The organism is Microcoleus sp. B9-D4, from assembly GCF_036705105.1.
Lineage (GTDB): Bacteria > Cyanobacteriota > Cyanobacteriia > Cyanobacteriales > Microcoleaceae > Microcoleus.
The window spans coordinates 25214-48121 of record NZ_JAUBTS010000014.1; the positions used below are offsets into that span (position 1 = coordinate 25214).

Genomic DNA, 22908 nt, shown 5'->3' on the forward strand with positions numbered 1-22908 from the left:
TTATTTTTCTTTCTTCTTCCTTCTTCCTAATGACTAATGACTGCTGACTAATGACTCATGACTAATTAACAGTTTAAACCCGATCGCACGGGATTGACAGGAGCCTCAGCATTCGCCCGGTCTGTACCCTCTTTGACCCGTCGCAACTTAGCTCCCAATTTTTGCAGTTTCACCTCTAACTGCTCATAGCCGCGGTCTAAGTGCTGCAAGCTGCTGATGGTGGTGACACCATCGGCTGCAAGTCCCGCTAACACTAACGCCGCCGACGCCCGCAAATCTGTTGCCACTACTGGCGCACCCGACAGCCGCGACACTCCGCGCACAATCGCTACATTGCCTTTGAGGCGAATGTCTGCGCCCATGCGGTTGAGTTCTGCTACGTGGCGCAAGCGATTCTCAAACACGGTTTCTTTGATCAAGCTGTCTCCTTCGCTCAGTGTCAGCAAAGCCATAAACTGAGCTTGCATATCTGTGGGGAAACCAGGGTAAGGCAGAGTTTCGATGTCTGTGGCCGAGTGAGTTTGGCCGGGAACTATCCGCAAAATGTCGGGGGATTCTGCAATAATTTTCGCCCCAATTGTCTTCAATTTGGCAATGACTGCGGTCAGGTGGTCGGGAATTACCGGCGACAAACTGATTTCGGAGTGAGTGATGGCTCCGGCTACTAAAAATGTTCCGGCTTCAATGCGATCGGGAATAATTGAATAGTCTACCGCGTGCAGCTTGGGAACTCCCGAAATGACGATCGTATTCGTGCCAGCGCCTTGAATTTTTGCTCCCATAGCGCGGCAGAAATTCGCCAAATCAGCGACTTCCGGCTCTTGAGCCGCATTTTCAATCACGGTTTCTCCTTCAGCCAGAGTCGCCGCCATCATCAAAGTTTCAGTTGCGCCGACGCTGGGGTAGTCCAAATAAATTTTGGCTCCTTTCAGGCGGCGGTTTGGCCCTTTGACGTAAGCGTGAACCGTGCCGTGGTCGATGTGGACTTCGGCACCGAGGGCTTGCAGACCGCGAACGTGGAGTTCAACGGGTCGGGCACCGATGGCGCACCCACCGGGCAAGGGTACTTTGGCAAATCCCAAACGCGCTAGCAGTGGGCCGATGATGAAGAAGCTCGCCCGCAGTTGGCTGACTAATTCGTAGGGGGCTTGAGCGTCTATGAGGTTGCTGGCGTTGATGTCTAAAACGTCCCCGTTCTGCTGTAAGTTGACTCCTACAGCCGAGAGAATTTGCCCCATGCGGGCGACATCGACTAGACCGGGAACGTTGCGGAGACGGCAATCCTCTGGACATAGCAGGGCTCCTGCCATGACGACTAACGCGGAGTTTTTGGCGCCGCTGATTTTGACGTGTCCTTTAAGGGGCTGGCGACCCCAAATTTGCAATACTTGTTGGTCGCTTTCAGGTGAAGCTGGCAGGTTAGACGAGTTCTGAGCTGGTGTAATGGGTTTGCCCTCCATAATTCGCTTCGTTACTTTATACATTATTAATTTTGGTTCGATTTTACCGGAAAGTTTTTATATGTCTAGGGGGAACATGAGGAATTACCACAATTATATTTGCTGGAATTCACTAGGGGTAAGGCTTTCAGGTTTAATTGCACAAATAATTTCGATCAAGTCTCATGGAGTTATCTGTATCAAAATTTACGTTCATTTGTAGCGGTAGCTCTGGTTGCAGATGTTGTACTTTTGTCAACTATCTTTTGAAGTAAAAGCTGACTTTGTTGTTGAGAAAGGTGTAAGATATCGGTTCGATCGACAATGCGTGAAAGTCTCTACATTGTCGATCGCCCCATTGCCTGTGCTACCCTGTCAGTAACTCAGGGCTAAAGCCACTGAGCTTGTTTGAGAAATTAAACAAGCTGTACTGACCAGCTATCGCCTTAACAGGCTACGTTATTTAGGTCATGACACCCTGGGATGCGAAGCTAGTCCCCTGCCCTGTCGCTAGTAGTTAAACAGTCTTAAAGTCACGCTCGACAGTGCTGCCAGCCTAACAAGCCTCTATAACATTGGCGAAGCTAACTTTACCCCAGAAATGGGAGATTGAGGACAACCATATCCTCAGCGGAGGGGCAACCATACCCCTCTGCCCCGCGAGGGGATTCAAGGCGATTGAAATCGCTGGGTCGTTTTCCTCTCAGGACTAAAGTCTCTGAGCTTCTCACTTACCCAGTATTTTTTGTGACAACAACCTAGAGCCAAAGCTACTCCTAGCATATGGTTCACATTAAGCGGATCGAACTGACTAACTTTAAATCTTTTGGCGGCACGACGGCCATTCCCGTGCTGCCCGGTTTTACTGTGGTTTCCGGGCCCAACGGTTCTGGGAAGTCCAATATCCTCGACGCTTTGCTGTTTTGTCTCGGACTTTCGAGTTCTAAGGGAATGCGGGCTGAACGTTTGCCGGATTTGGTGAACAGCGCCCAAAACAAACGCGGTACGATCGAAGCTAGCGTGACTGCGACTTTTGCCCTGGAAGATGTGGGGGAGGAATGGTTCGCGCGGGATGAAGATGAGGATGAAAATGCAGCAGATGAGTTATCAGTTGAAGCAGAGGAAGTCGAAAGCATAGAAATTGCCGAAACTCAAGACAACAACGGCCAATCATCTGCTAATCGAGAATCGCCTCTATCTGTTGCAGAAGCCGAAGGGATAGAAACTACCGAAACTCAAGACAACAACGGCCAATCATCTGCCAATCGAAAATCCAAAATCCAAAATCCAAAATCGGATGAGTTATCTGTTGAAGACGTAGAAGAGATTGAAATCGCAGCAACTCAAGACAACAACGGACAACTACTCGCTACTAATAAAAAATCCAAAATCAAAAATCAAAAATCGGATGAGTGGAGTGTGACGCGCAAACTTCGGGTCACTCGCCAAGGTACTTACACTTCAACTTATTACATTAACGGTCAACCTTGCACGCTGACTCAACTTCACGAACAACTCAACCGTTTGCGAATTTATCCCGAAGGCTATAACGTCGTGCTACAAGGAGACGTTACCAGCATTATTTCGATGAATTCTAAGGAACGCAGAGAAATCATTGACGAATTGGCTGGGGTGGCTCAGTTCGATCGCAAAATCTCTTTAGCTAGGCAGAAGTTGGATGAAGTTAAAGAGGTGGAAGAACGCAGCCGGATTGTAGAAAAAGAGCTGATGTCTCAGCGCGATAGACTTGCTTCCGATCGCACAAAAGCGGAAAAATATCAAAAATTGCGAGCGGAATTTCAAGAAAAGTCGCAGTGGGAAATTGTGCTGAAATTCCGGCAATTGCAGCAGCAAGAATGGAAGCTGCGAGAACAAATCGAAACGGGCGATCGCACTTCGGCATCTCTCACCGAACAACTGCAAACAATTAGCACCCAAATTCAAGCAGCAACCGCCGAACTTGACGCGCTGAATGCCCGCGTTAAAGCTTTGGGAGAGTCGGAATTGTTGGCTTTGCAAGCGACAATTGCGACTCAGGAAGCGGAACGGCGACAACTGCAAAACCGCAAACAGGATTTAGAAACAACTGCTGGGCAAATGGCGGCTAACATAGCACAAACCGAGGAAGAAGTTCGGCAATTCAAGCAAAGTTTGGAGCAAATTGAGATTGAAATATCTTATGTTAAGTCTCAGCAGGGGAGTTTTCAAGAACAGCGGGATGCAGCCCAGCAAAGTTTAGATGAAAGTCGGGAAGTTGCAAATGCGATCGCCTCGACGGCCGAAGTTTGGGTACAGCAGCAAACGGAACTGCACCGCCAAATCGAAACAATTCAACAAACTTTGGAACCGCAGCGTACAGAACAAGCTACCATTGGCGAAAGAGCCGATCGCCTGCAAAGTCAAATTCAAGAACAAAACCAATCGCTGCAAGTATTGGAACAGGAAATTACAGCGAAAAAAGAGCAGCAATCTCGCCTTGTGGAAACCAAAGGCGTGGCATCTTTGCAAGTAGAATCGCTGAATCAAATTTTAGTCGAAGCCGAACAAGAATTGCAACTGCAACAGGAAACTCAAACTCGTTTGTTGGAAGAACAGCGCGAAAGACAGCGCAAATTAGACAAACTAGAAGTGCAGTTTCAAGCACTGCAAGAAGCGACGGGGACGTTTACTGCCAAAATTGTCGCGCAAAGCGGAATTGGCGGAGTTTGCGGCTTGGTGGCTCAACTCGGCAGGGTGGAACCGCGCTATCAGTTGGCGCTGGAAATTGCGGCGGGCGGGCGCATGGGAAATATGGTGGTGGAAGATGACAGCGTGGCTGCGGCTGCGATCGAATTATTGAAACAAAAACGGGCGGGAAGGATGACGTTTTTGCCTCTGAATAAGATTAGGGGCGGCAGGTATTCGGTGAATGAAAATTTGCGGCGCGCGGCTGGGTTTGTGGATGCGGCTGTTAATTTGATTGATTGCGATTCGCGGTATCAGGAAATTTTTGCTTACGTTTTTGGCAGTACGGTTGTGTTTAGCAACCTCAGCGACGCCCGCCGCTATTTGGGACAGTACCGGATTGTCACTTTGGACGGGGAAATTTTGGAAACTAGCGGGGCGATGACTGGGGGAAGTTCTACTAACAGATCTACCTTACATTTTGGCACGGTTGAGGCTAGCGAGGCTGCTAGTGAAGCGCGGACGATCGCCTCTTTGCAAGAAAGGTTGGAGGAAATTGAGCGGATTTTGGAACGGTGCAAAATTGCGATCGATCGCGCTTCTGTTGCAGTCAAAACTCGCAGCCAAGAATTGATGGAAGCGAAACAAAATTTACGCGAACATCAGTTGCGCTTGGAACAGTTGGATTCAGAAATTAAGAATTTGCAAGCGCAACAGGAACAAGTGCGATCGCAAATTGCCAAAAATACACAGGAATTAACTAATTCGCGATCGAGATTGCAGTTGCTGGAACGAGAATTGCCCGCACAGGAAACTCAATTGCAGCAGTACCGCCAAACTTTGGCGCAGTTGGAAGAGTCCAACAGTCACAGCGAATGGCAGCAAATGCAATCGGGTTTGCGCGCTCTGGAAGCGCAACTGCAAGAGCGAGAATTGGCTCTGAGAACCGTCCAGCAGCGCCTTGTAGACTTGGAAAATCAATTCGGGCGTTTGGAAGACAAAATTAAGGAAGGCAGCGAGAAATTGCAGGAATGGCAAGTGCAGCAAAACGCGGGGGCGGATGCACTCGATCGCATTGTTTCGCAGCAGTTAGAACTCGATGGACAAATTGCCACAGCTAAGGCGGCTTTGGGGGAAATTGAGGAAAAATTGGGCGTGCAGAAGGGAGAGCGCGATCGGGCGGAATCTCAACTGCGAGAACAGCATTTAGCCAAACAGCAGTTACAATGGCAGTTGCAAAAACTCCACGAAACCCAGCAAGAACGCCGGGAACAATTGGCCGCAATCCGCACTCTATTGGAAACGCAGCGGGCGGAAATGCCCGACCCCGTGCCGTCGATTCCTGAAAATGTCGAGAAAGCCAATTTGACGGAATTGCAGCAGGAAGTAAAGGCGATAGCCAAACGCATTCAAGCTTTAGAACCAGTCAATATGCTAGCCTTGGAAGAGTACAACCGCACTCAAGAACGCCTTCAAGAATTGAGTCAAAAATTGACGACATTGGAAGGAGAACGCACTGAACTGCTGTTGAGAATCGAAAATTTTACCACACTCAGGCGGCGCGCTTTTAAGGAAGCTTTCGACGCAGTTAACGAGAACTTCCAGACTATCTTTGCGGAACTTTCCGAAGGCGATGGCTATCTCCAGCTAGATGACCAGGAAGACCCCTTCAGCAGTGGCTTGAATTTGGTGGCTCACCCGAAGGGCAAACCCGTACAGCGGCTGGCTTCCATGTCTGGAGGCGAAAAGTCGCTGACGGCGCTGAGTTTTATTTTTGCGCTGCAACGCTACCGCCCGTCTACGTTCTACGCTTTTGATGAAGTGGATATGTTTCTGGATGGGGCAAATGTGGAGCGATTAGCTAGAATGATAAAACGACAGTCTGAACAAGCCCAGTTTATTGTTGTGAGTTTGCGGCGACCTATGATTCAATCGGCTGAGCGTACAATTGGTGTTACTCAAGCACGGGGAGCTTATACTCAAGTCATAGGACTGAAGTTGTAGTCCGGGAGTCTCTGTTGATGACCCTACCCAAAAACGGATACAAGCCGCCGACAACAGTCGTGGATAGATCAAAATTTTAGACCCTAGTTCCAGCTCCCACATTCCTCTGTGGAGTAAATCTAAAATCTAAAATCTAAAATCTAAAATCGACTGACTGAAGTTGTAGTCCCGGAGTTTCTGTTAACGCTCGTGTTGAGTGATATATGTACTTAATAAATCAGGATTAAAGTTAGAATGACATCCGAACAAATCTGCCAACGCTCCGATATTCTAGGCACTCAGGTCATCACCCGCGACAGAGGTAAACGGTTGGGGGTGGTTAGTCAATTGTGGGTGGACATTGACCGGCGGGAAGTTGTGGCGATCGGTCTGCGTGATAATATATTTGCGGTCGCTGGAATGCCGAGGTTTATGTTCCTCAGCAATGTCAGCGAAATCGGCGACGTGCTGTTGGTGGAAGATGAGAGCGCGATCGAAGATGATGTTGATGTTGAAGTCTACAGCATTTTGATTAACAGCGAAGTTATTACCGAAACCGGCGAACTTTTAGGTAGGGTGCGGGGCTTTAGGTTCGACCCCGAAGACGGTAAGTTAGTTTCTATAATTATCGCTTCCCTGGGAATCCCCCAAATCCCCGACCAAGTTCTCAGCACTTACGAGTTGGGGATTGAAGAAATTGTCAGCAGCGGCCCGAATCGCTTGATTGTGTTTGAAGGTTCCGAGGAAAGGCTCAGGCAGCTTAGTGTGGGTTTGCTGGAGCGCGTTGGTTTGGGCCAAGCACCTTGGGAACGAGAAGAGGACGAGGCTGGTTATTATCCGAAACCCGTGGCTACGGGAAATCAATTGGGCCCGGGCGTGCGGATACCCGCACCGGAAATGCGGAGCCGGGTAGCTGCGCCTGCGGTGGAGGAAGTTCCTTGGGATGAGGATTTAGAGTGGAATCGGTCTGCGGTTCGCCAGCCGCCGATGCGCGCGGTGCAGGTACAGCAGCAGCCAATCGACGATTACGAGGATTACGAAGAGGATAATTGGGGCGGCGAGGAGGACGATTACGAAGAGGACTACGAGGAAAAGCCGCAGTACACTCGCCCTGAGATTTCTCGCCCGAAGCAGCCGGTGGTGCAGTACGAGTACGAGGATGATGTGGAGGCTGATGCTTGGGCTGACGATGAGGCACCGAAGCCTTACCAGGCTCCTCGGGTGAATATCCCTGAGAAGACTAAGACTCCTGAGTACGAGGAGGAGCCTGGTTATTAGGAATTAATCAATTAGCTCAAACCAATATTTTGCACTCTTCTTAAGAACGGGCAAGATGCCCGTTCCACAATCAAGTTTATTTTTTGTGGAACGGGCTTCTAGCCCGTTGCTGATATTGGTGCAAGATGTGAGTTTAAACTAATATTTTGTAGGCACGGGTTTTACAAATAATATTTAATTCTGGCAAACAATCTAATGGGGTAGGTTGGGGGATGCAGTGAAGGCGCTCAATCTAATTAAATTAGATCCATGAAGTAGATAATACTGGCATGGCAGTTTACTATACTTTTGCTGACGTTTCATATTATGTTAATGAGCGAAAAAAAAATTGCTAAAAATGTTGCTTTCAGATTAATAACATATCTAATTTTTCCAATTTTTTTATCCACCACCACGGCTGAAATCGTCTTGCGAGTTGCGGGATACAAACCCTGGCAAATAGAAAATGTTGATGTGGCCGTCGAACCAAAAGGTAACTTTTTCACCAAAGACTCGGAACTCGGCTACAAACATTTGCCCGGTAAATTCAAGGTAACACTTAACGGCAATTACTCATTTAATACAACTCATCTCAATAATACTTTAAGAATAACACATCCCCTCAATACTTACAATTTATCGTCAAAAAAGCCTGAAATTTGGATATTTGGCTGTTCTTTTACCTACGGTTGGTCATTGAATGACAGCGAAACTTATGCTTGGTTGCTGCAAGAGAAATTACCCAAATATGAAATAGTTAATTTTGGCGTTAACGGCTACGGCACGCTGCACTCGTTTATTCAATTCAAAGAAGCACTCAAACAAGGAAATAAACCCAAAATAGCGGTGATTGCTTATGCGGGATTTCACGACCGCCGCAATACTTTGTTGAGGGCGAGAAGCAAGCAGATGGCTTCTTGGAACAAACTCGGCATTCTGTTTCAACCCGATGCTAGGCTGAATGGAGAAAATAATTTTACCTACAAGATGACAAAACTTGAATATCACGAGTTCCCCCTAATGCGGGTTTCTGCATTAAGCCATTTTTTGGATGTTAATTACAATCAATTTGAAGAGGGATTGTATAGAAGCCATGAGGTTTCTAAGGCAATTATTGAAGAGTTTAACCGTGTGGCTGAGGCTAAGGGTGTTAAGTTAGTTGTGGCGGGAATTAATAGCGGTTCTGCTAAGATGTTGCAGGAGTTAAGTCAGGAGGGAATTGCTACGGCGGATATTTCGGTTGATTTGAAAATACCTGCCAATAATAATTTACCTCATGACCTGCATCCAAGTGCGATCGCGAATCGGCAATATGCAGAAAAGTTGGAAGTTTTTTTGCAACATACTGTTTTAAAGTAAGTTAACGAACCGCGAAGGCGCAAAGCAAGAGATAAAGAGGAAGTTTAGGAGTTATTTAGGGTTGCTAGAGTGATGAGATTATTTGATTTTGTTTCTTTTAAATTGCCTCGAAAATTTCTAATTGATGGGTTTTTCCTGTTTTTACTTGTTCTTGTAACAGTTGCAGTAACATCAATCTATGTATCCAGCGAACGTACTTTTTATTGGTGGGATTACGCGGGATACAATACCGCTACAGTCAACACGGCAAATTTATTTCGAGACGCGCCCGATAAAGCATGGCGCGGAGTCATAGAATCGCTATCTAAGGAAAAAAACCTTTTAATCTCTTTGCCGTTAGTGCCGTTTATTCTCTTATTTGGCGAGTCTCGGCTGAGTTACATTCTCAGTGTATCCCTGATTTATTTGCTGCCGTTTCGCCTGTTGTTGGGGGCAATTTCTGCTAAGCTAATTCCAGTTTATCCCCGCCGGGTGTTTTGGTCAACTGTGCTGCTGAGTTTATTAATTCCGATGAGTTGGATACCGACTCTGCGGGGATATCTGGATACTGGCGGCTGTATGTTTGTAGCCTTGGCAATTTTGGTTTATTTGCAGGATGTTAAGCTGAAATCTTGGTGGAAAATCCCGTTAATTGGGTTTTTGCTGGCGGCGGCGATTCTGTTGCGGCGTCATTTTGCTTATAGTGCGATCGCATTTTTTGGTGCCGCAACTTTACAGGCTTTCATCGAGTTTATTGTACAGTATAGCAATCCCAAGGCAGTTATCAACATGGTTCAGGCTTTTAGCCGGGACGGGCTAGAAGCCCATCCCACCAGTCATTTAGGATTGCTATTTCAAAGTATTCAAAACAAAGGTTGGAAAAATTTGTTTGAATCCGGTATCAAATTGGGTTTGATAGCTGCAACTAGCTTGACTATTTTAATGTTGGTAGCAGGAGATTTTACTCGCAGTGCTCTGACTGTTGACTACCGCAATTTGTATGTCGCTTGGAGTTTGCCTGTAAATGATATTTTAACTCGTTATGCGGATTTTTACGGTTTGGGAACTTGGCTGCTGGTACTGATTGGTTTTTCTGCAGGAATTCTCACCCGAATGCTGGTTCCGGCGGCGGCTATTTTTGTTTCGTTGTTTGGGGTTTTGTCGCTGATTGAATGGCTGTTAGTGTTGCGTTACGGCTACTTGCACTATACAATTCATATTACACCGATCGCACTTTTAGGACTATCCACATTTTTCTGGACAACTTGGCTGACACTCAAGGGAAAAATCCGGTATTTCATGCTGGGCGTCGCGGGTTTGTACCTGGTTTTGAATGCTGCTGTCGGGTTAATTCCTCTCAAAATTGATTTGTCAAGACTGTTTGTGGCTAATTTTCCGCCGTTAGTGCGATCGGACTACGACGAAGTTGTAAAATTAGTAGAGTTTCTGCGAAAATTAGCACCCAACGAAGAACCGATTTATATTGTCGGTGCTTCTAACAATTTCAATGCTAACATACTCAGACAAGCCAACCGAAAATTAAACCCGCCGGAGGGTTGGTGGAAATTAAATACAATCGGGAGACCGCAAATTGACTCGCGCGATACTTACCCGCTACCGGAGTTGTTGCAGGCACAATATGCGGTGGTTGCTGTACCTTTTCAGCAGGTGTTACCGACTGACGAACAAGTTTTGCGATCGCACGAACAAGATGTTGTTAAAGTTGTGTACGATGCCTTTACTCAAAACTGGGAAATTGCCCGCGATTTCCAATTGCTACCGGAACAGTTTAAGCTAGAAAACGGCGTGACACTCAGCGTTTACCGGAGGATGCGGCCGACTGATACAGCAACGGCAGTTAGGACTCTGGAGGCGATGCAGCGGCAAATAGTCGATCGACCAGGCACGCAGTTAGATTGGATTAGTTTGCATCAATCAATCTACACAAGTGCCAATTATTCAGTCAGTCAAGAATCGGATAACCTATATAATATTGTAACTCATCCAATTAAAAACAGCAAGAAACTCGATACATCTTTCCTGTATTTAGGTTCCATCTCAGACAAAGCGAAAGTGACCGGCAAACTCAATTTACCTAACAAAGAATGTCCGGGAGTTGTCCTGCGCTTGACTTTGTGGGACAAGCAAGGTAAATTAGTAGACTCAGCAGAGATGGCTTATGGTCAAAAAAGTGCGATCGGCTTAAATCTATTAGTTGAGGGAAAAAATCCGATTTATCTGCTGCTTGAGGTATTGAGTAACAGCAAACAGGATTTAACAAACCAATGCCAACTGGAGATTAACAATTTGGCTGTCAGTAGGTAAGTTGAACCGTCAATGCAAAAACATCAAAAATCCCACTGGTATTTTAATCTATCTCTCTATACTTTTGTCATCATCGGCTCTCTGATGGCAATTGGGTATATTTTCCCGATAGGAGGCAACTTTCCCGAAGTGCCACCCATTCAATTTATGTTAAATCCTGAACTCTACAAAAATGACTATTACGTTCAGGAAATGGTGAAATTTAATCCGAGATATTACTATTATTATATTATCTATTTGCTCGCCAACTTAGGAACCAGCATTCCCCTAGCACACTTTATTTATCAATTCCTAGCCTTTGGTTCATTTATCCTAGCTTGCTACGCAATTCTCAATATCTATACTAATTCCAAACTGCCAGCAGCAGCGATGGCTTTTTTATGTATAGCCGCTTCATTTACCGATGTTGGTAACACGCTGATATTTTCCACCAAATCAGTACCCAGTACCTTCGCAATGGGTTTCGCAATCTGGGGAATTTACTTTAGTTTGCGCCAGAAATGGTTGACAGGGTATTTCTTTTTTGGACTAGCTTGTCTGCTGCAATTCTTAGTGGGTTTGTTGCCGGGATTGATGATGGTTCCCGTTTTATTTATTGAATCGGTAAAACAGCGGAAGTTTAAAACATTGATTTTGGCGATCGCACTTTTAGCAGCAATGGCAAGTATCGTTTACGTACCGATGTTATTAACAGGTACTACCAGCACTCAAACTATCGACAACGCCGATTTTGTCTACATTCACGCAAAAGTCCGCAACCCCCACCACATCCTCCCGTCAAATTGGGATGTCGGGAATTGGTTCAACTTTATATGTTTCATAATTGGTGGCTTGCTGTGCATCAAAAATTCCGATTTATTGCCAAAAGAAGACAAGATTAATTTTTATGTAATTGTTGGCACATCAATTTTTGCATTATTTCTAAATTACGTATTTGTCGAAGTTTATCCTTTAGCTTTTATCGCCAAACTACAGTTAGCTAGAACTGTACCTTTTGCTCAATTAATTATATTTATTGCTGTTGCTTTGACGGTAGATAGACTTTACATAGACAAACAAATAGCTGTTAGCTTGTTGATGTTAGCTGTACTAACTTTGCCCTTTAGGGGTGTCATTTTCTTAGGATTATCAGTTTGGCAAACAAAAAATTACGTATTGTCCAAACGATATAATATATTAGGGTGGATTTTAGCAGCAGGAACGGTAATTTTCAGCTTGATATATCCGGTGACTGATTCATGGGAAATAATTGGCGATCGAATAATTAGCATCCCAATCTTTTTCTCAATCCTCGCCTTCCCATTCATTTTAGAAAAAACATCCCTAGCTACATCTATCAAACAAACTATAACTCACACATTAGCCTTAATAACTACCGCCACCTTAGTTTTTGGAATAGCAGGAATTCTACCCAAACCTATATTAAATGTATTTCAAACAAGAGTTAATATCAATGCCGTTCCCAGGGACGACTTAAGCAAATTAGCTGTGCGATTTTCGCAAAGTAGCAGCCGCGATTCACTGGTATTAATTCCCCCCTCAGTTACCAGCTTCCAGTTTTTCTCCGAAAGAGCGATTGTCGTCAACTTCAAGAACTTTCCCTTTACCGAAAAAGGCATCAAAGAATGGCAAAGTCGCATGGAAACCGTTTTAGGAGTTCCCTTAAACCCGCAAATGATTTGGGGAGGAAATGAATTTTTCATCCGCCGCAGCAGTGCAGATTTAGTCAAAGTAGCCAGAAACTATCATGCCGATTATATCCTGACTCGTACTGACTGGCACCCAAATATGCAAGGGGAAATCGCCGACCAAGAAGGCAAATGGATACTGTATAAAATCAGATAATACTATTCTTGAAAATATGATATCTTTCTTCAGTCTGCGGAGGCAGACTTTGCTTGTGTAGAAGCGATTTCAATCGCCGTTTCAATCGCCGTTTCCATCTTGCGGTTAAATATCAAAACCAGAATCATCAATAATTTCGCTAATTTGCTTATCCACATAATCAGCATCCACGTTTCGCGCCATCAACTCAGCTAAAATCCCCAAGGAAATCAACTGCACCGACAGAATTGTACACAAAATCCCAAAAAATAACAAAGGTCGATTCCCGATCGGCCCAAAATTCATCCCCGCCAAATTCAGAAACCAAATAACTATCAAATAACTCAGCGCAACAGTTCCAACCAACCCAAAACACAATCCCAAACCTCCAAACAAATGACCCGGTTTGTGCAAATATTGCGTCGTTGCTAACACCGTCAACAAATCAAGAAATCCCCGCGCATAACGTTCCCAGCCGTAATTCGATTTTCCGTGCTTTCGCGGATGATGTTCGACAACTACTTCGCCAATTTTAAACCCTAAATTGTTTGCTAAAGCTGGAATGTAGCGGTGTAATTCCCCGTACAATTTAATCGACTGCAAAACTTCCCTGCGATAAGCTTTAAAACCGCAATTCATATCGTGCATTTGCACCCCAGTCAGCAAACACGCAACGGCATTAAACAGCTTGGAAGGTAAAGTTTTAGAAAGCGGGTCATTTCGCTGTTTTCGCCAACCCGAAACTAAGTCAAATCCAGATTCTAAATGATGTAAAAATTTGGGAATTTCAGCGGGGTCATCCTGAAGGTCAGCATCGAGAGTAAAGATAATTGTCCCTGCTGCATTGCGAAATCCTGCTGAAAGTGCGGCGGATTTGCCAAAATTGCGGCGCATTTTAATGGCTTTAATTAGTTTGGGATGTAGGCTGGCTAAATCTGTGATTTCTTGCCAGGAATAATCGCGGCTACCGTCATCTATGAAAATGACTTCGTAATTGTCAATTTCTGTTTGGAACATGACTATTTTGATTTTTTCAAACAGCAATTTTAGGGTGGCTTCTTCGTTGTGAACTGGGATTACGAAGCTGAGTTGTTTTGGCATAGAGATATTTTATTTCATTTGTGTTGTTAATGAGATTTTTTTTGATTAACCGCAGAGGGCGCAGAGGGCGCAGAGGAGGAGAAAGAGAGGTTTTTTAGTTTTTATTGATAACTTGGGAGTTTCGCAAGGCTACCCAACCTTCGCGGTTTTTAAAGGAGGCATAAGCTGTCAATAATTTATCTGTTGGTGATGTTTCAATATATCCTCTCCAAGCTGCGAATTCGTAGGAAGTACCAAACAATTTAACTAAATCGGGGCGCGGAAATCCTGACATGGCAAAACCTCGAACGACATTTTCTTGGTTGAGAATGGCAATACATTTTACATTGTTTTCGGGGTCTCCTACCCAGCCAATTACTCTGGAACCGGCGGGCGCGAGTTTAGTTACGGTATCAAAATATCCGGGTACTCCGTCTTTGGGCGCTGACAGTAAATTTGGGTCTATTTTTGTGTCTAATGCTGCACAAAAATTGTGTTTTTTGATGTCTCGGTTAAATGGCACTAAGTTGTTAGTTTTTAATGCGTCGATTAACCCGACAAAAGCGGCGGGTTTGTTGCCTACGCGGTCTTTAATTAGCGTTACGTCGGTGATGCCTAATTGCAGTGATAATGCTACTAACGGCTGATAGGTTGCTCTGCGGGCGATCGCCATTGCAGTTTCGCCTCCCACCCCGTACATTAAAATAATCGCGACTGTGGCGACTGCAAACAGGGGTGTCAACCAACGCCCTTGAATTCTTGGTGTTGGCTGCAACTCGCGCACCCACAATACTGTTAGCACAATTGTGCTCATCCAAAACAAAGCTGGGAGTGTGGCGTAGCGGGAAGCGGTGGCCTGTTCGACGCCAAATCCCGATCGACTAACCGCCGCCATTAACGCCGTTTGCAGCGTGTAAAGTTGGATTGATAGCCAAGGCAGCCAATCCGGTCTAGCGACCTTTTTTACAAATAGCCAACAACCCACAAAACCCGTCGTTGCAATCAAACCAATTATACCAATAATTGAAGCAACAATAATATTTTCGCTAAAAATTCCGCCGAGATAAATGGGAATATATTCGAGAGTTTTGAGCGGGTTAATTTTAGTTAAAGAAGGGTGATGAGATGGAGTTTTATAAGTTAAAAAATAAATGCCAATCACTGCAATCGAAGCAATGAAATACAAATAAGTTATTCGCCGAGGAAACCGCAGCACAACAGCAGCAGCACACAATATCGGCCACAAAGCTAAAGGAGTGCTGTAACTAATACAGCCTAAAACGCCAAAAACAATGCTGCCAATTACCCACTTATTTTGTAAATGCGGGGGCGGGCACGGGGGCACCGCCCCTACAAACTCGTTACCAGGCTCTGCCTCCCTTTTATTTAATAAATCTGTCGCATAGGATTGCAAACAAAATATCGAACAAATCACAAATAAATTAGCAATTATCCAGTGAACGCCGCTGAATCCCCGCATCCAATTGTGAGCCGCCGCCGGAGTAAAATTAAAAATAGAAATGCAAAGGAGTAGTGAGATAAATTGCAGCGGAAAACGCCTCAATTTTAATGGCAGCAGAGCAATTAATACATGGCACTGAATCCAAGCCAAGAACCAGGCAACTAAACATAAACCAATATTTGAACCTTTGGTGAAGACTATATTCAAGCCATAAATAATTGCCGGAATTAAGACAAAATGCTCGTTCGCCCGAAATATCCAATTAAAAGGATTTGTAGAGAAACCGTCTACTGAATAAAAATTCCACGTCATCCACCAATAATCAAAATTAGACAATTCTCCCGCTTGGGATATCAAGTACAAAATATATGAAGCTGGTATTAGGATGCCGAAAACTGAGGCGGCAATTAAAATATATTGTTGCTTGATTTTCATGGATTGGGAGATGGCGATATTTTTAATCGATTTGGGCTAAGTTGTACGCGCTGGGATTAAATAAACCGGGTTTTTTACTTGATTGAGGGTTAGAACCAAGTATTTTGGTTAAAAAACCCGGTTTCTGGCTACTTTACAGTCTTGCTCAATTTTTTATTTCACTTCTCTTGCCAGCATTTGTCTGAGTCCTTGCCGCCAGTGGGGAGGATACGTACCCAGAAGTGCTGATATTTTTACCGTAGAGAGAACCGAAAAAGCGGGGCGTTTTGCGGGTGTCGGATATTCGGCGGTGGTGATGGGAATTACGCGCTGAACTTTTAGGGGAAGGCCGAGTTGTGCTGCTTCCTCAAAAATGGCGATCGCAAAATCGTACCAACTACAAACACCGCTATTAGTGTACTGGTAAGTCCCAAAACTTTCTTGCCCAAGGAGAGGAATAATTTGCGAAGTCGCCGCACTTAAATCGCCCGTCCAAGTAGGACTTCCGATCTGATCTGCTACTACTCGAATTTCTTCCCTTTCCTTTCCCAACCTCAGCATGGTTTTGACAAAATTACCTTTGCCACTATTGCCGTAAACCCACGCGGTTCTAATAATAATATGTCGGTTTCCCGCTTTCCGAATTGCTTCCTCGCCTGCTAATTTCGACTTCCCGTAACTTCCTAGCGGGTTAGTAGAATCTGTTTCCTGATAAGCAGAACCGTGGCTGCCGTCAAATACATAATCAGTAGAAAAGTGAATCAAACTTGCTCCCAGTTTTTCACATTCTTCTGCGAGAATTCCGGGTGCAATACCGTTGATGGCGTTTGCTAATTCCGGTTCGCTTTCCGCTTTGTCTACCGCAGTATAAGCACCCGCATTGACGACTAAATCCGGTTGAATTTCAGCCATTGCTTGACGGATGCTTTCCGGTTGGGATAAATCGAGGCGAGTGCGATCGACCGCAATTACCTCTCCCCAAGATAATAAAATCGGCTGCAATTCTTGAGCTAGCTGTCCGCTGCCACCTGCGAGTAAAATTTTCATAATCAAAACACTTGAGCTGTTTTCAACGTTTGTCCAGCTTGGTCTTTAGCTGATAAGATTGGTTGGGCACCATCTAGCGGCCAGTCGATCGCCAAATCCGGGTCATTCCACAGGATACACCGCTCGTGTGCCGGTGCATAATAATCTGTAGTTTTGTACAAAACTTCAGCAGTCTGGGAAACCACTAAAAAACCGTGTGCAAATCCCGCCGGCACCCAAAATTGCCGTTTATTTTCTGCACTCAGCAAACACCCCACCCACTTTCCGAAAGTCGGCGAACTTTGTCTAATATCCACCGCTACATCAAATATTTCGCCAGCCACTACCCGCAACAATTTGCCTTGAGGCTGCTGCAGTTGGTAGTGCAAACCGCGCAACACATTTTTAGAGGATTTGGAATGATTGTCTTGAACAAATGCTGCCGTCACACCTGTTTTTTCGACAAAAGCTTTGTGATTGAAACTCTCAAAAAAGAAACCGCGATCGTCTCCGAAAATTTTCGGCTCGATGATCAGAACTTCCGGTATTTCGGTAGATATAACATTCATAGTTAGCTGTATCGCGTGATAAACTCATACTCAGTCTAGGCTATTTTACTATGAAAACTGACACATATCTCAAAAAGTTGTATGCCAACCGCTTTGATTCCCGACAACTGCAAGCGAAGGTGGCACTATGGAAAGTTTTAATTGACGATTTTTTACAAAATTATGTTCCTCCCGAATCAACCGTTTTAGATATTGGCGGCGGTTACTGCGAGTTTATAAATCAAATTAGGGCTGAAAACAAATGTTTGATTGACCTCAATCCCGATTCAAAGTTATTAGCCAACCCTGATGTAAAAGTGCTGAATATTGATATATTAAATATTGGCAAAAACCCAGATTTTAGCGAGCAATTTGACCGAATATTTATCTCTAACTTTTTTGAACATCTCCGCAACAAAGAAGAACTAATCCAAATTATTGCATTTTGCTTTGAAGCGCTTAAGCCAGGGGGTTCTATCTTAGTTGTCCAACCAAATTTTAAATACTCATTCAAAGAATATTACGATTTTATTGACCATCAATTACCGATTACCCACTTATCGCTGCAAGAGCTTTTACAAACAGTCGGGTTTGAAATCGACTTAATTATACCAAGATTTTTACCGTTTTCGACAAAAGGCAGACCTGCCTCGCCTTTGCTGTTAAAAGTTTACTTGAAATTACGTTTGTTGTGGCGGTTTTTGGGAGGGCAAATGTTTGTCAAAGCATCGAAACCAAACAATTAATGCTCCGGGAAAGCGATCGAGATCGATCGCCGCCCCTAGACCATTTCAATTGTTATAATAAAAATTGCAAGTAGTCCTGTAGTTTGGGCTGGGCAAAATCAGGATAAATTTGCTAAAAAAGCATCAATTTTAGGAAAAAAATGATGACACAAACATCCCGCGCCATTGCTGTGAATATTCCGCCGACACTAACACTCACCGTTACCCGCGAACAGTTCGTTGAATTGGCGATCGCCAACCGAGAATTACAATTAGAAAGAACAGCACAAGGAGAGTTAATCGTGAATCCACCAACCGGAGGCGAAACAGGATACAGAAATCTCGATATAGAAGGACAAATTTGGTTGTGGAACCGTCAAACTAAACTAGGTAAAGCGTTTAACTCTTCTACTGGTTTTCACTTACCTAATGGAGCCGATCGCTCTCCTGATGCGTCTTGGGTGCGTCAAGAAAGGTGGGATGGGCTCACCCCAAAACAAAAAGAAGGCTTTCTTCCCTTAAGTCCTGATTTTGTGGTAGAAATCCGTTCTAAAAGTGACAATATGAAGCCACTGCGAGAGAAAATGAAAGAATACATGGAAAACCAGGTTCGTTTAGGTTGGTTGATAGATAGAAAAAACAGAAAAGTGGAGATTTACAGGCAAAGTCAAAATGTAGAAGTGCTGGAAAATCCTGGAACTTTGTCGGGTGAAGATGTGTTGCCGGGGTTTATTTTAGATTTGACAGAAGTTTGGGGATGAAGGCTATTATTGCGGCACAGGCGTCTGGCCAGCGTGCATCTGTAGTTAAAAAATCCCTACAAAATCGAACTTAAAACCACCTCATTAGCAGCAATCCAATCATAAATATCCTGCAAAGCCGCTTCCGGCCCAATAACAGGCCGCCATCCTGTTTTCTCCATCACCCTAGAAGAATCAGTAATAAAAATCGGAATATCCCCGGCGCGTTCCTCCAAAACAGGATTAATTGAAATCGATTTACCCGTAATCTTTTGGCACAAATCAGTTGTCTCAACCAAAGAAAGACTGTTGCTAAAACCACCGCCTACATTAAAAACTTCGCCATCAAATTTAGCAAAATTTTCTAACTGATAATTAACTAACCTCAACAAATCTTCCACGTGCAGCAAATCCCTAACTTGCTTCCCACTGCCGCCAAAACCGATATAACTCAGCGACTTTTGAAAATAGTGAGCCGCCACCCACAAACCGCAAACTCCCTGATCTACTTTACCCATTTGCCAAGCACCAGTAATCAACCCGCAGCGGTTAATAATTGCGGGCACATTGTATGCTTCCCTGTATTCCTCAATCAGCAATTCCGAAGCTAATTTAGTTGCTCCGTAAAGCGAACGGTGTCCTTTTAATGGGAAGTCTTCTGATATGCCCAACTCCGATATACCGGGTAAAGTTTGCTCAGGGGCGATCGCAAATCTATTCGGCAACTCTAACAGTTTAACAGATTTGACACTGGCGATCGGATAAACCCGACTCGTAGACAAAAACAGCAAACTAGCACCCGTTTGTCTCGCCAACTCCAAAACATTCACAGTACCCAGTAAATTCGTCTGCAAAACGTACTGTGGTGAACTAAAACCAGCCAGCACAGAAGGCTCCGCAGCACAATCTATAATGCAGTCAGTATTCAGTGCAACTGGATCTAAATCCGCCGCGGTGCGAATATCCCCGTAAACAAACTGAATCCCCCAACTTTTAAGCCGAGGCAGATTCAATTCTGAACCCCGGCGACGCAGGTTATCTAAACAAATTATTTGCCATTCCGGGTGCAGTTTCTTCAGGTCAATTGCCAAACAACTGCCGATGAAACCGGCACCACCAACAATTAAAATTCTCTCAGGCATTCACTTTTAATTTTGCTATCTTTCTAGTCCGGTGGTAGTCGCCGCGAGAGAGATGTTTTTCCAGCCAGACATACAAGACAATAAACAAATATCGACTGCCCATCTCTTTGATTTTCAGCTTAGAAATACCTGCCGTCCGATTGTACCACCTCAGAGGAATCACCGTATAGGAAAAACCCCGAACAATTGCTTTTAAAGGCAGTTCCACTGTCAAATTAAAATGATGGCTCAAAATCGGTTGTACGCCTTCAATTACTTCTCTGCGGTAAATTTTAAAAGCATTGGTGACATCGCTGTACCGCAAGCCGAAAATACTTTTGACAAACCAGTTTGCTAAGCGGTTAATTGCTAACTTGTGAATTGGATAATCAACCACAAAGCCGCCTTTGATAAAGCGGGAACCGAAAACGCAATCATATCCTTCTTGCAGCTTGCGGTATCCTGCTACCAAATCCATCGGATCGTCGGAAGCATCCGCCATCACAATTGCCGCAGCATCTCCGTCAAATTCCGCCAATCCCCGGCGCACAGCAAATCCGAAACCGTTGGGAGGTTGATTGTTGATGTATCTCACTGTGGGAAAAGTCTCTGACAACTCCTGGCAAATATCAATAGTTCGATCGACACTATTGTCATTCACAATCAAAATTTCGTGCGGAATGCCTTCTAAATCGAGCGTCTGGGCGATCGCCCGCACAGTACCGTACAAACAGCCCTCCTCATTGTGGGCTGGTATAATCACAGAAATTTTCACTCCTCATCCTCCGCGCAACTCGACAAACTGGTTGTCAAGAGGATTATACACCCAAGCTTTAATTTCAGTTTGGGCGATCGGCAAATTATTATCCGACAAATCAACAGCCCACCTTGCATTATTGTATAACTCAGATTTTAAACTCTCCGCAATGTCGGGACTGTCCAAATTTACATAAGCGTTAGCAAAAAAAGATTTTTTGTCCCCGACAGATAGCAGTACAATATTCGGCTGTTGCAATTTTTCTGGCAAAACCGCCCAACCAGCAGCCTTGACAGCATCATTTTGCTTAACAGTCAAGGATTTATCGCTAGTTTGAGGTTTGTCTAAATAACCGTAAACTTTCTCGGTATTAGAAATAAACTCTACATTTTTCGCGAACTTTATCCAACCTATTTTGTCGATTATTGCAGCGCCTTCTCTCACCAGCCAAGTTTTTTTGCTCAGCACCCTCAAACAGCTTTCCTGCGAATTATTGAAAAAATCCGATGGTTCGAGATAGTTAATTAACTGCAAACAATCTTGAGCGCCTTGTTTGTAAATAATTGCCGATCGAGTTTGGGCGATCGCCTGTTGAGAGTTAACAATAATTGTGGCAATTAACAGCCCTGCAACTACGCGATAAATAAATTTATAATTCCTCTTTAACTTAGCTTGTATTTCTTGATAATTACCTCGAACAAACAATTGCCCTAGCTGAACCACAGCAATTAATAACAAAATCGAATTAGTCGTATATCTCGACGATTCGAGCGCCTGAATCGCCCCAAATTCTGCCCTACCAGCCGTAATAAACAGAGCCGATAAAACCGAAAACAAACCTATTGACAGCCAAGGTAAAGCCTGATATTGCACTCCTAAATCAATTTTGGAATGAGTATCTTGCCGTAATCCTAAATGAATTGTGGGATGGGCATCTTGCCCGTCCAGCGTCGCAGCCTGAACCACGTTCATAACTGAGTTGGGATTGCTATAGCTTTCAGCAATATCATTTCTATCTGTCATTGGGAGGAACAAAGCAATCGCAGGGGCTGGAGATTGCTTCGCAGGGTTCCCAATGACAAAGAAATAGAATACAAAAAATAAGAAACTTGCAAATATTAGCAATCCAACTAATGCTGAAATTCCAGGCGATCGCACAATAGGCGAACCCAACAAACTCAAAAAGTAATCAATCACCACAAACGGCTTATTCAACAATGAAATAATACTTGCTTTCCGGCTAGGATGATAATCAATTGAGTAAACAGCACAAGTTGTCGCAAACAGCAGCATCCAGACAATAAGTCTTGTTCTTTTCTGCGCCGCATTTCCTTCTACAGCCGCCACAGCCGGAATCGCAGCCAACCAAGAAAGCAAGCCTTGGGCCAGGGAAAAACTCGCAATAAAGCAGAATCCAGCCGCAATCGATATTTGAATATCGTAGGGACACGGCAGTGCCGTGTCGGTACTCTGTTTGATCTGAGGTGTTGCATCATTCTCAAGAACGGGCAAGATGCCCGTTCCACAAAAATTCAATCTTCTTGTGGAACGGGCATCTTGCCCGTTCCTAAATAGCTTATTAATCGTGGTGGAACATCTCTGTTTCATCCGATTAAAAACCGCTATATTAGGCAATAATTTGTGATTTGAAATCAGCGCATAAACCGCAGCGACAAAACACAAATTCACGAAAAACCAAGCGAGTTGAAATCCCCAAAGCCAGTTTTCGTGCTGAACTAGAGAGAAAAGCAAAATACAAGTTAAAATATTAGCTAAATGCCACAAATCATCCGCGACATTCTTAACTTGCATCGAGGATAACTTGTACATAGCGATAAAACTTATCGCAGCCAAACCTATGCTGAGACACAACTGATAATTAATATTCCATCGGGAAGCAAAAGCCAGCACCGCAATAATTATTTTAGGGAAAAGTATACGGTGGTTGCTGTGCAAAGCCCAAAAATCGTTAAAAGTTACATTTCCCGCAGCTATTTTTTCAAAAAGGCTAGCTAACCTCCACTCGTCATCAACGGGAACGTTAACGCTAAAATTCGCTACAAATCCGATTAATAAGAGGACAGGAATTAGATATAAAGTAAATAAGATTAATTTTTTCATTAATATCCAATCCGGTATAGCGATTCTCAATGAATTGTGTAATTGTTGTAGAGGCAAACCCCCCGTGGTTGCCCCGATCCGTGG

Annotated in this window: 15 protein-coding genes; 7 read left to right on the forward strand and 8 right to left on the reverse strand. The window is 44.3% G+C overall.

Annotated features, from left to right (window positions below):
* Positions 1-65 precede the first annotated feature (65 nt).
* Positions 66-1484 (reverse strand): UDP-N-acetylglucosamine 1-carboxyvinyltransferase, encoded by a 1419-nt coding sequence (gene murA / locus QUB24_RS11260; protein ID WP_333153257.1) that lies wholly within the window; start codon positions 1482-1484, stop codon positions 66-68.
* A gap of 738 nt (positions 1485-2222) precedes the next feature.
* Here murA and smc point away from each other — a divergent pair.
* The 5 genes from smc to QUB24_RS11285 all read left to right on the forward strand — a co-directional run bounded on the left by smc (position 2223) and on the right by QUB24_RS11285 (position 12851).
* Positions 2223-6107 (forward strand): chromosome segregation protein SMC, encoded by a 3885-nt coding sequence (gene smc / locus QUB24_RS11265; RefSeq protein ID WP_333153258.1) that lies wholly within the window; start codon positions 2223-2225, stop codon positions 6105-6107.
* A 234-nt stretch (positions 6108-6341) separates the two neighbouring features.
* Entirely contained in the window at positions 6342-7364 is a 1023-nt protein-coding gene (locus QUB24_RS11270; protein ID WP_333153259.1) for a PRC-barrel domain-containing protein, read from the forward strand.
* Positions 7365-7676: 312 nt separating this feature from the next.
* A complete protein-coding gene (locus tag QUB24_RS11275; protein WP_333153260.1) occupies positions 7677-8702 on the forward strand; it encodes an SGNH/GDSL hydrolase family protein in 1026 nt (341 codons plus the stop codon).
* Between the two features lie 72 nt (positions 8703-8774).
* Positions 8775-11006, forward strand: coding sequence for a hypothetical protein (locus QUB24_RS11280; protein ID WP_333153261.1), 2232 nt, complete (start codon positions 8775-8777; stop codon positions 11004-11006).
* A 12-nt stretch (positions 11007-11018) separates the two neighbouring features.
* Complete coding sequence (locus tag QUB24_RS11285; RefSeq protein ID WP_333153262.1) at positions 11019-12851, forward strand: DUF6798 domain-containing protein; 1833 nt, start codon at positions 11019-11021, stop codon at positions 12849-12851.
* 105 nt (positions 12852-12956) lie between these two features.
* Here the strand turns inward: QUB24_RS11285 and QUB24_RS11290 are convergent, their stop codons facing one another.
* From QUB24_RS11290 to rfbC, 4 genes are all read right to left on the reverse strand, one after another.
* Positions 12957-13931, reverse strand: a complete 975-nt coding sequence (locus tag QUB24_RS11290) for a glycosyltransferase family 2 protein (RefSeq protein WP_333153263.1) — start codon at positions 13929-13931, stop codon at positions 12957-12959.
* Between the two features lie 94 nt (positions 13932-14025).
* Positions 14026-15807 carry a hypothetical protein gene (locus QUB24_RS11295; protein WP_333153264.1) on the reverse strand — a complete coding sequence of 594 codons (1782 nt, stop codon included), beginning with the start codon at positions 15805-15807 and terminating at the stop codon, positions 14026-14028.
* A 153-nt stretch (positions 15808-15960) separates the two neighbouring features.
* A complete protein-coding gene (gene rfbD / locus QUB24_RS11300; protein WP_333153265.1) occupies positions 15961-16833 on the reverse strand; it encodes a dTDP-4-dehydrorhamnose reductase in 873 nt (290 codons plus the stop codon).
* A 2-nt stretch (positions 16834-16835) separates the two neighbouring features.
* On the reverse strand, positions 16836-17381 hold the full coding sequence (gene rfbC, locus QUB24_RS11305) for a dTDP-4-dehydrorhamnose 3,5-epimerase (protein WP_333153266.1): 546 nt from the start codon (positions 17379-17381) through the stop codon (positions 16836-16838).
* A gap of 50 nt (positions 17382-17431) precedes the next feature.
* Between rfbC and QUB24_RS11310 the strand changes: the two genes are divergently transcribed.
* A complete protein-coding gene (locus QUB24_RS11310) occupies positions 17432-18106 on the forward strand; it encodes a methyltransferase domain-containing protein (protein WP_333153267.1) in 675 nt (224 codons plus the stop codon).
* A 140-nt stretch (positions 18107-18246) separates the two neighbouring features.
* A complete protein-coding gene (locus QUB24_RS11315; RefSeq protein ID WP_333153268.1) occupies positions 18247-18846 on the forward strand; it encodes a Uma2 family endonuclease in 600 nt (199 codons plus the stop codon).
* A 56-nt stretch (positions 18847-18902) separates the two neighbouring features.
* Here the strand turns inward: QUB24_RS11315 and QUB24_RS11320 are convergent, their stop codons facing one another.
* From QUB24_RS11320 to QUB24_RS11330, 3 genes are read right to left on the reverse strand one after another with little or no spacing between them, the layout of a single operon-like run.
* On the reverse strand, positions 18903-19967 hold the full coding sequence (locus tag QUB24_RS11320) for an NAD-dependent epimerase/dehydratase family protein (protein WP_333153269.1): 1065 nt from the start codon (positions 19965-19967) through the stop codon (positions 18903-18905).
* On the reverse strand, positions 19960-20721 hold the full coding sequence (locus QUB24_RS11325) for a glycosyltransferase family 2 protein (RefSeq protein ID WP_006632227.1): 762 nt from the start codon (positions 20719-20721) through the stop codon (positions 19960-19962). The genes QUB24_RS11320 and QUB24_RS11325 overlap by 8 nt, the downstream gene beginning before the upstream one ends.
* Positions 20722-20724: 3 nt before the next feature.
* Positions 20725-22824 carry a hypothetical protein gene (locus QUB24_RS11330; protein WP_333153270.1) on the reverse strand — a complete coding sequence of 700 codons (2100 nt, stop codon included), beginning with the start codon at positions 22822-22824 and terminating at the stop codon, positions 20725-20727.
* Positions 22825-22908 lie beyond the last annotated feature (84 nt).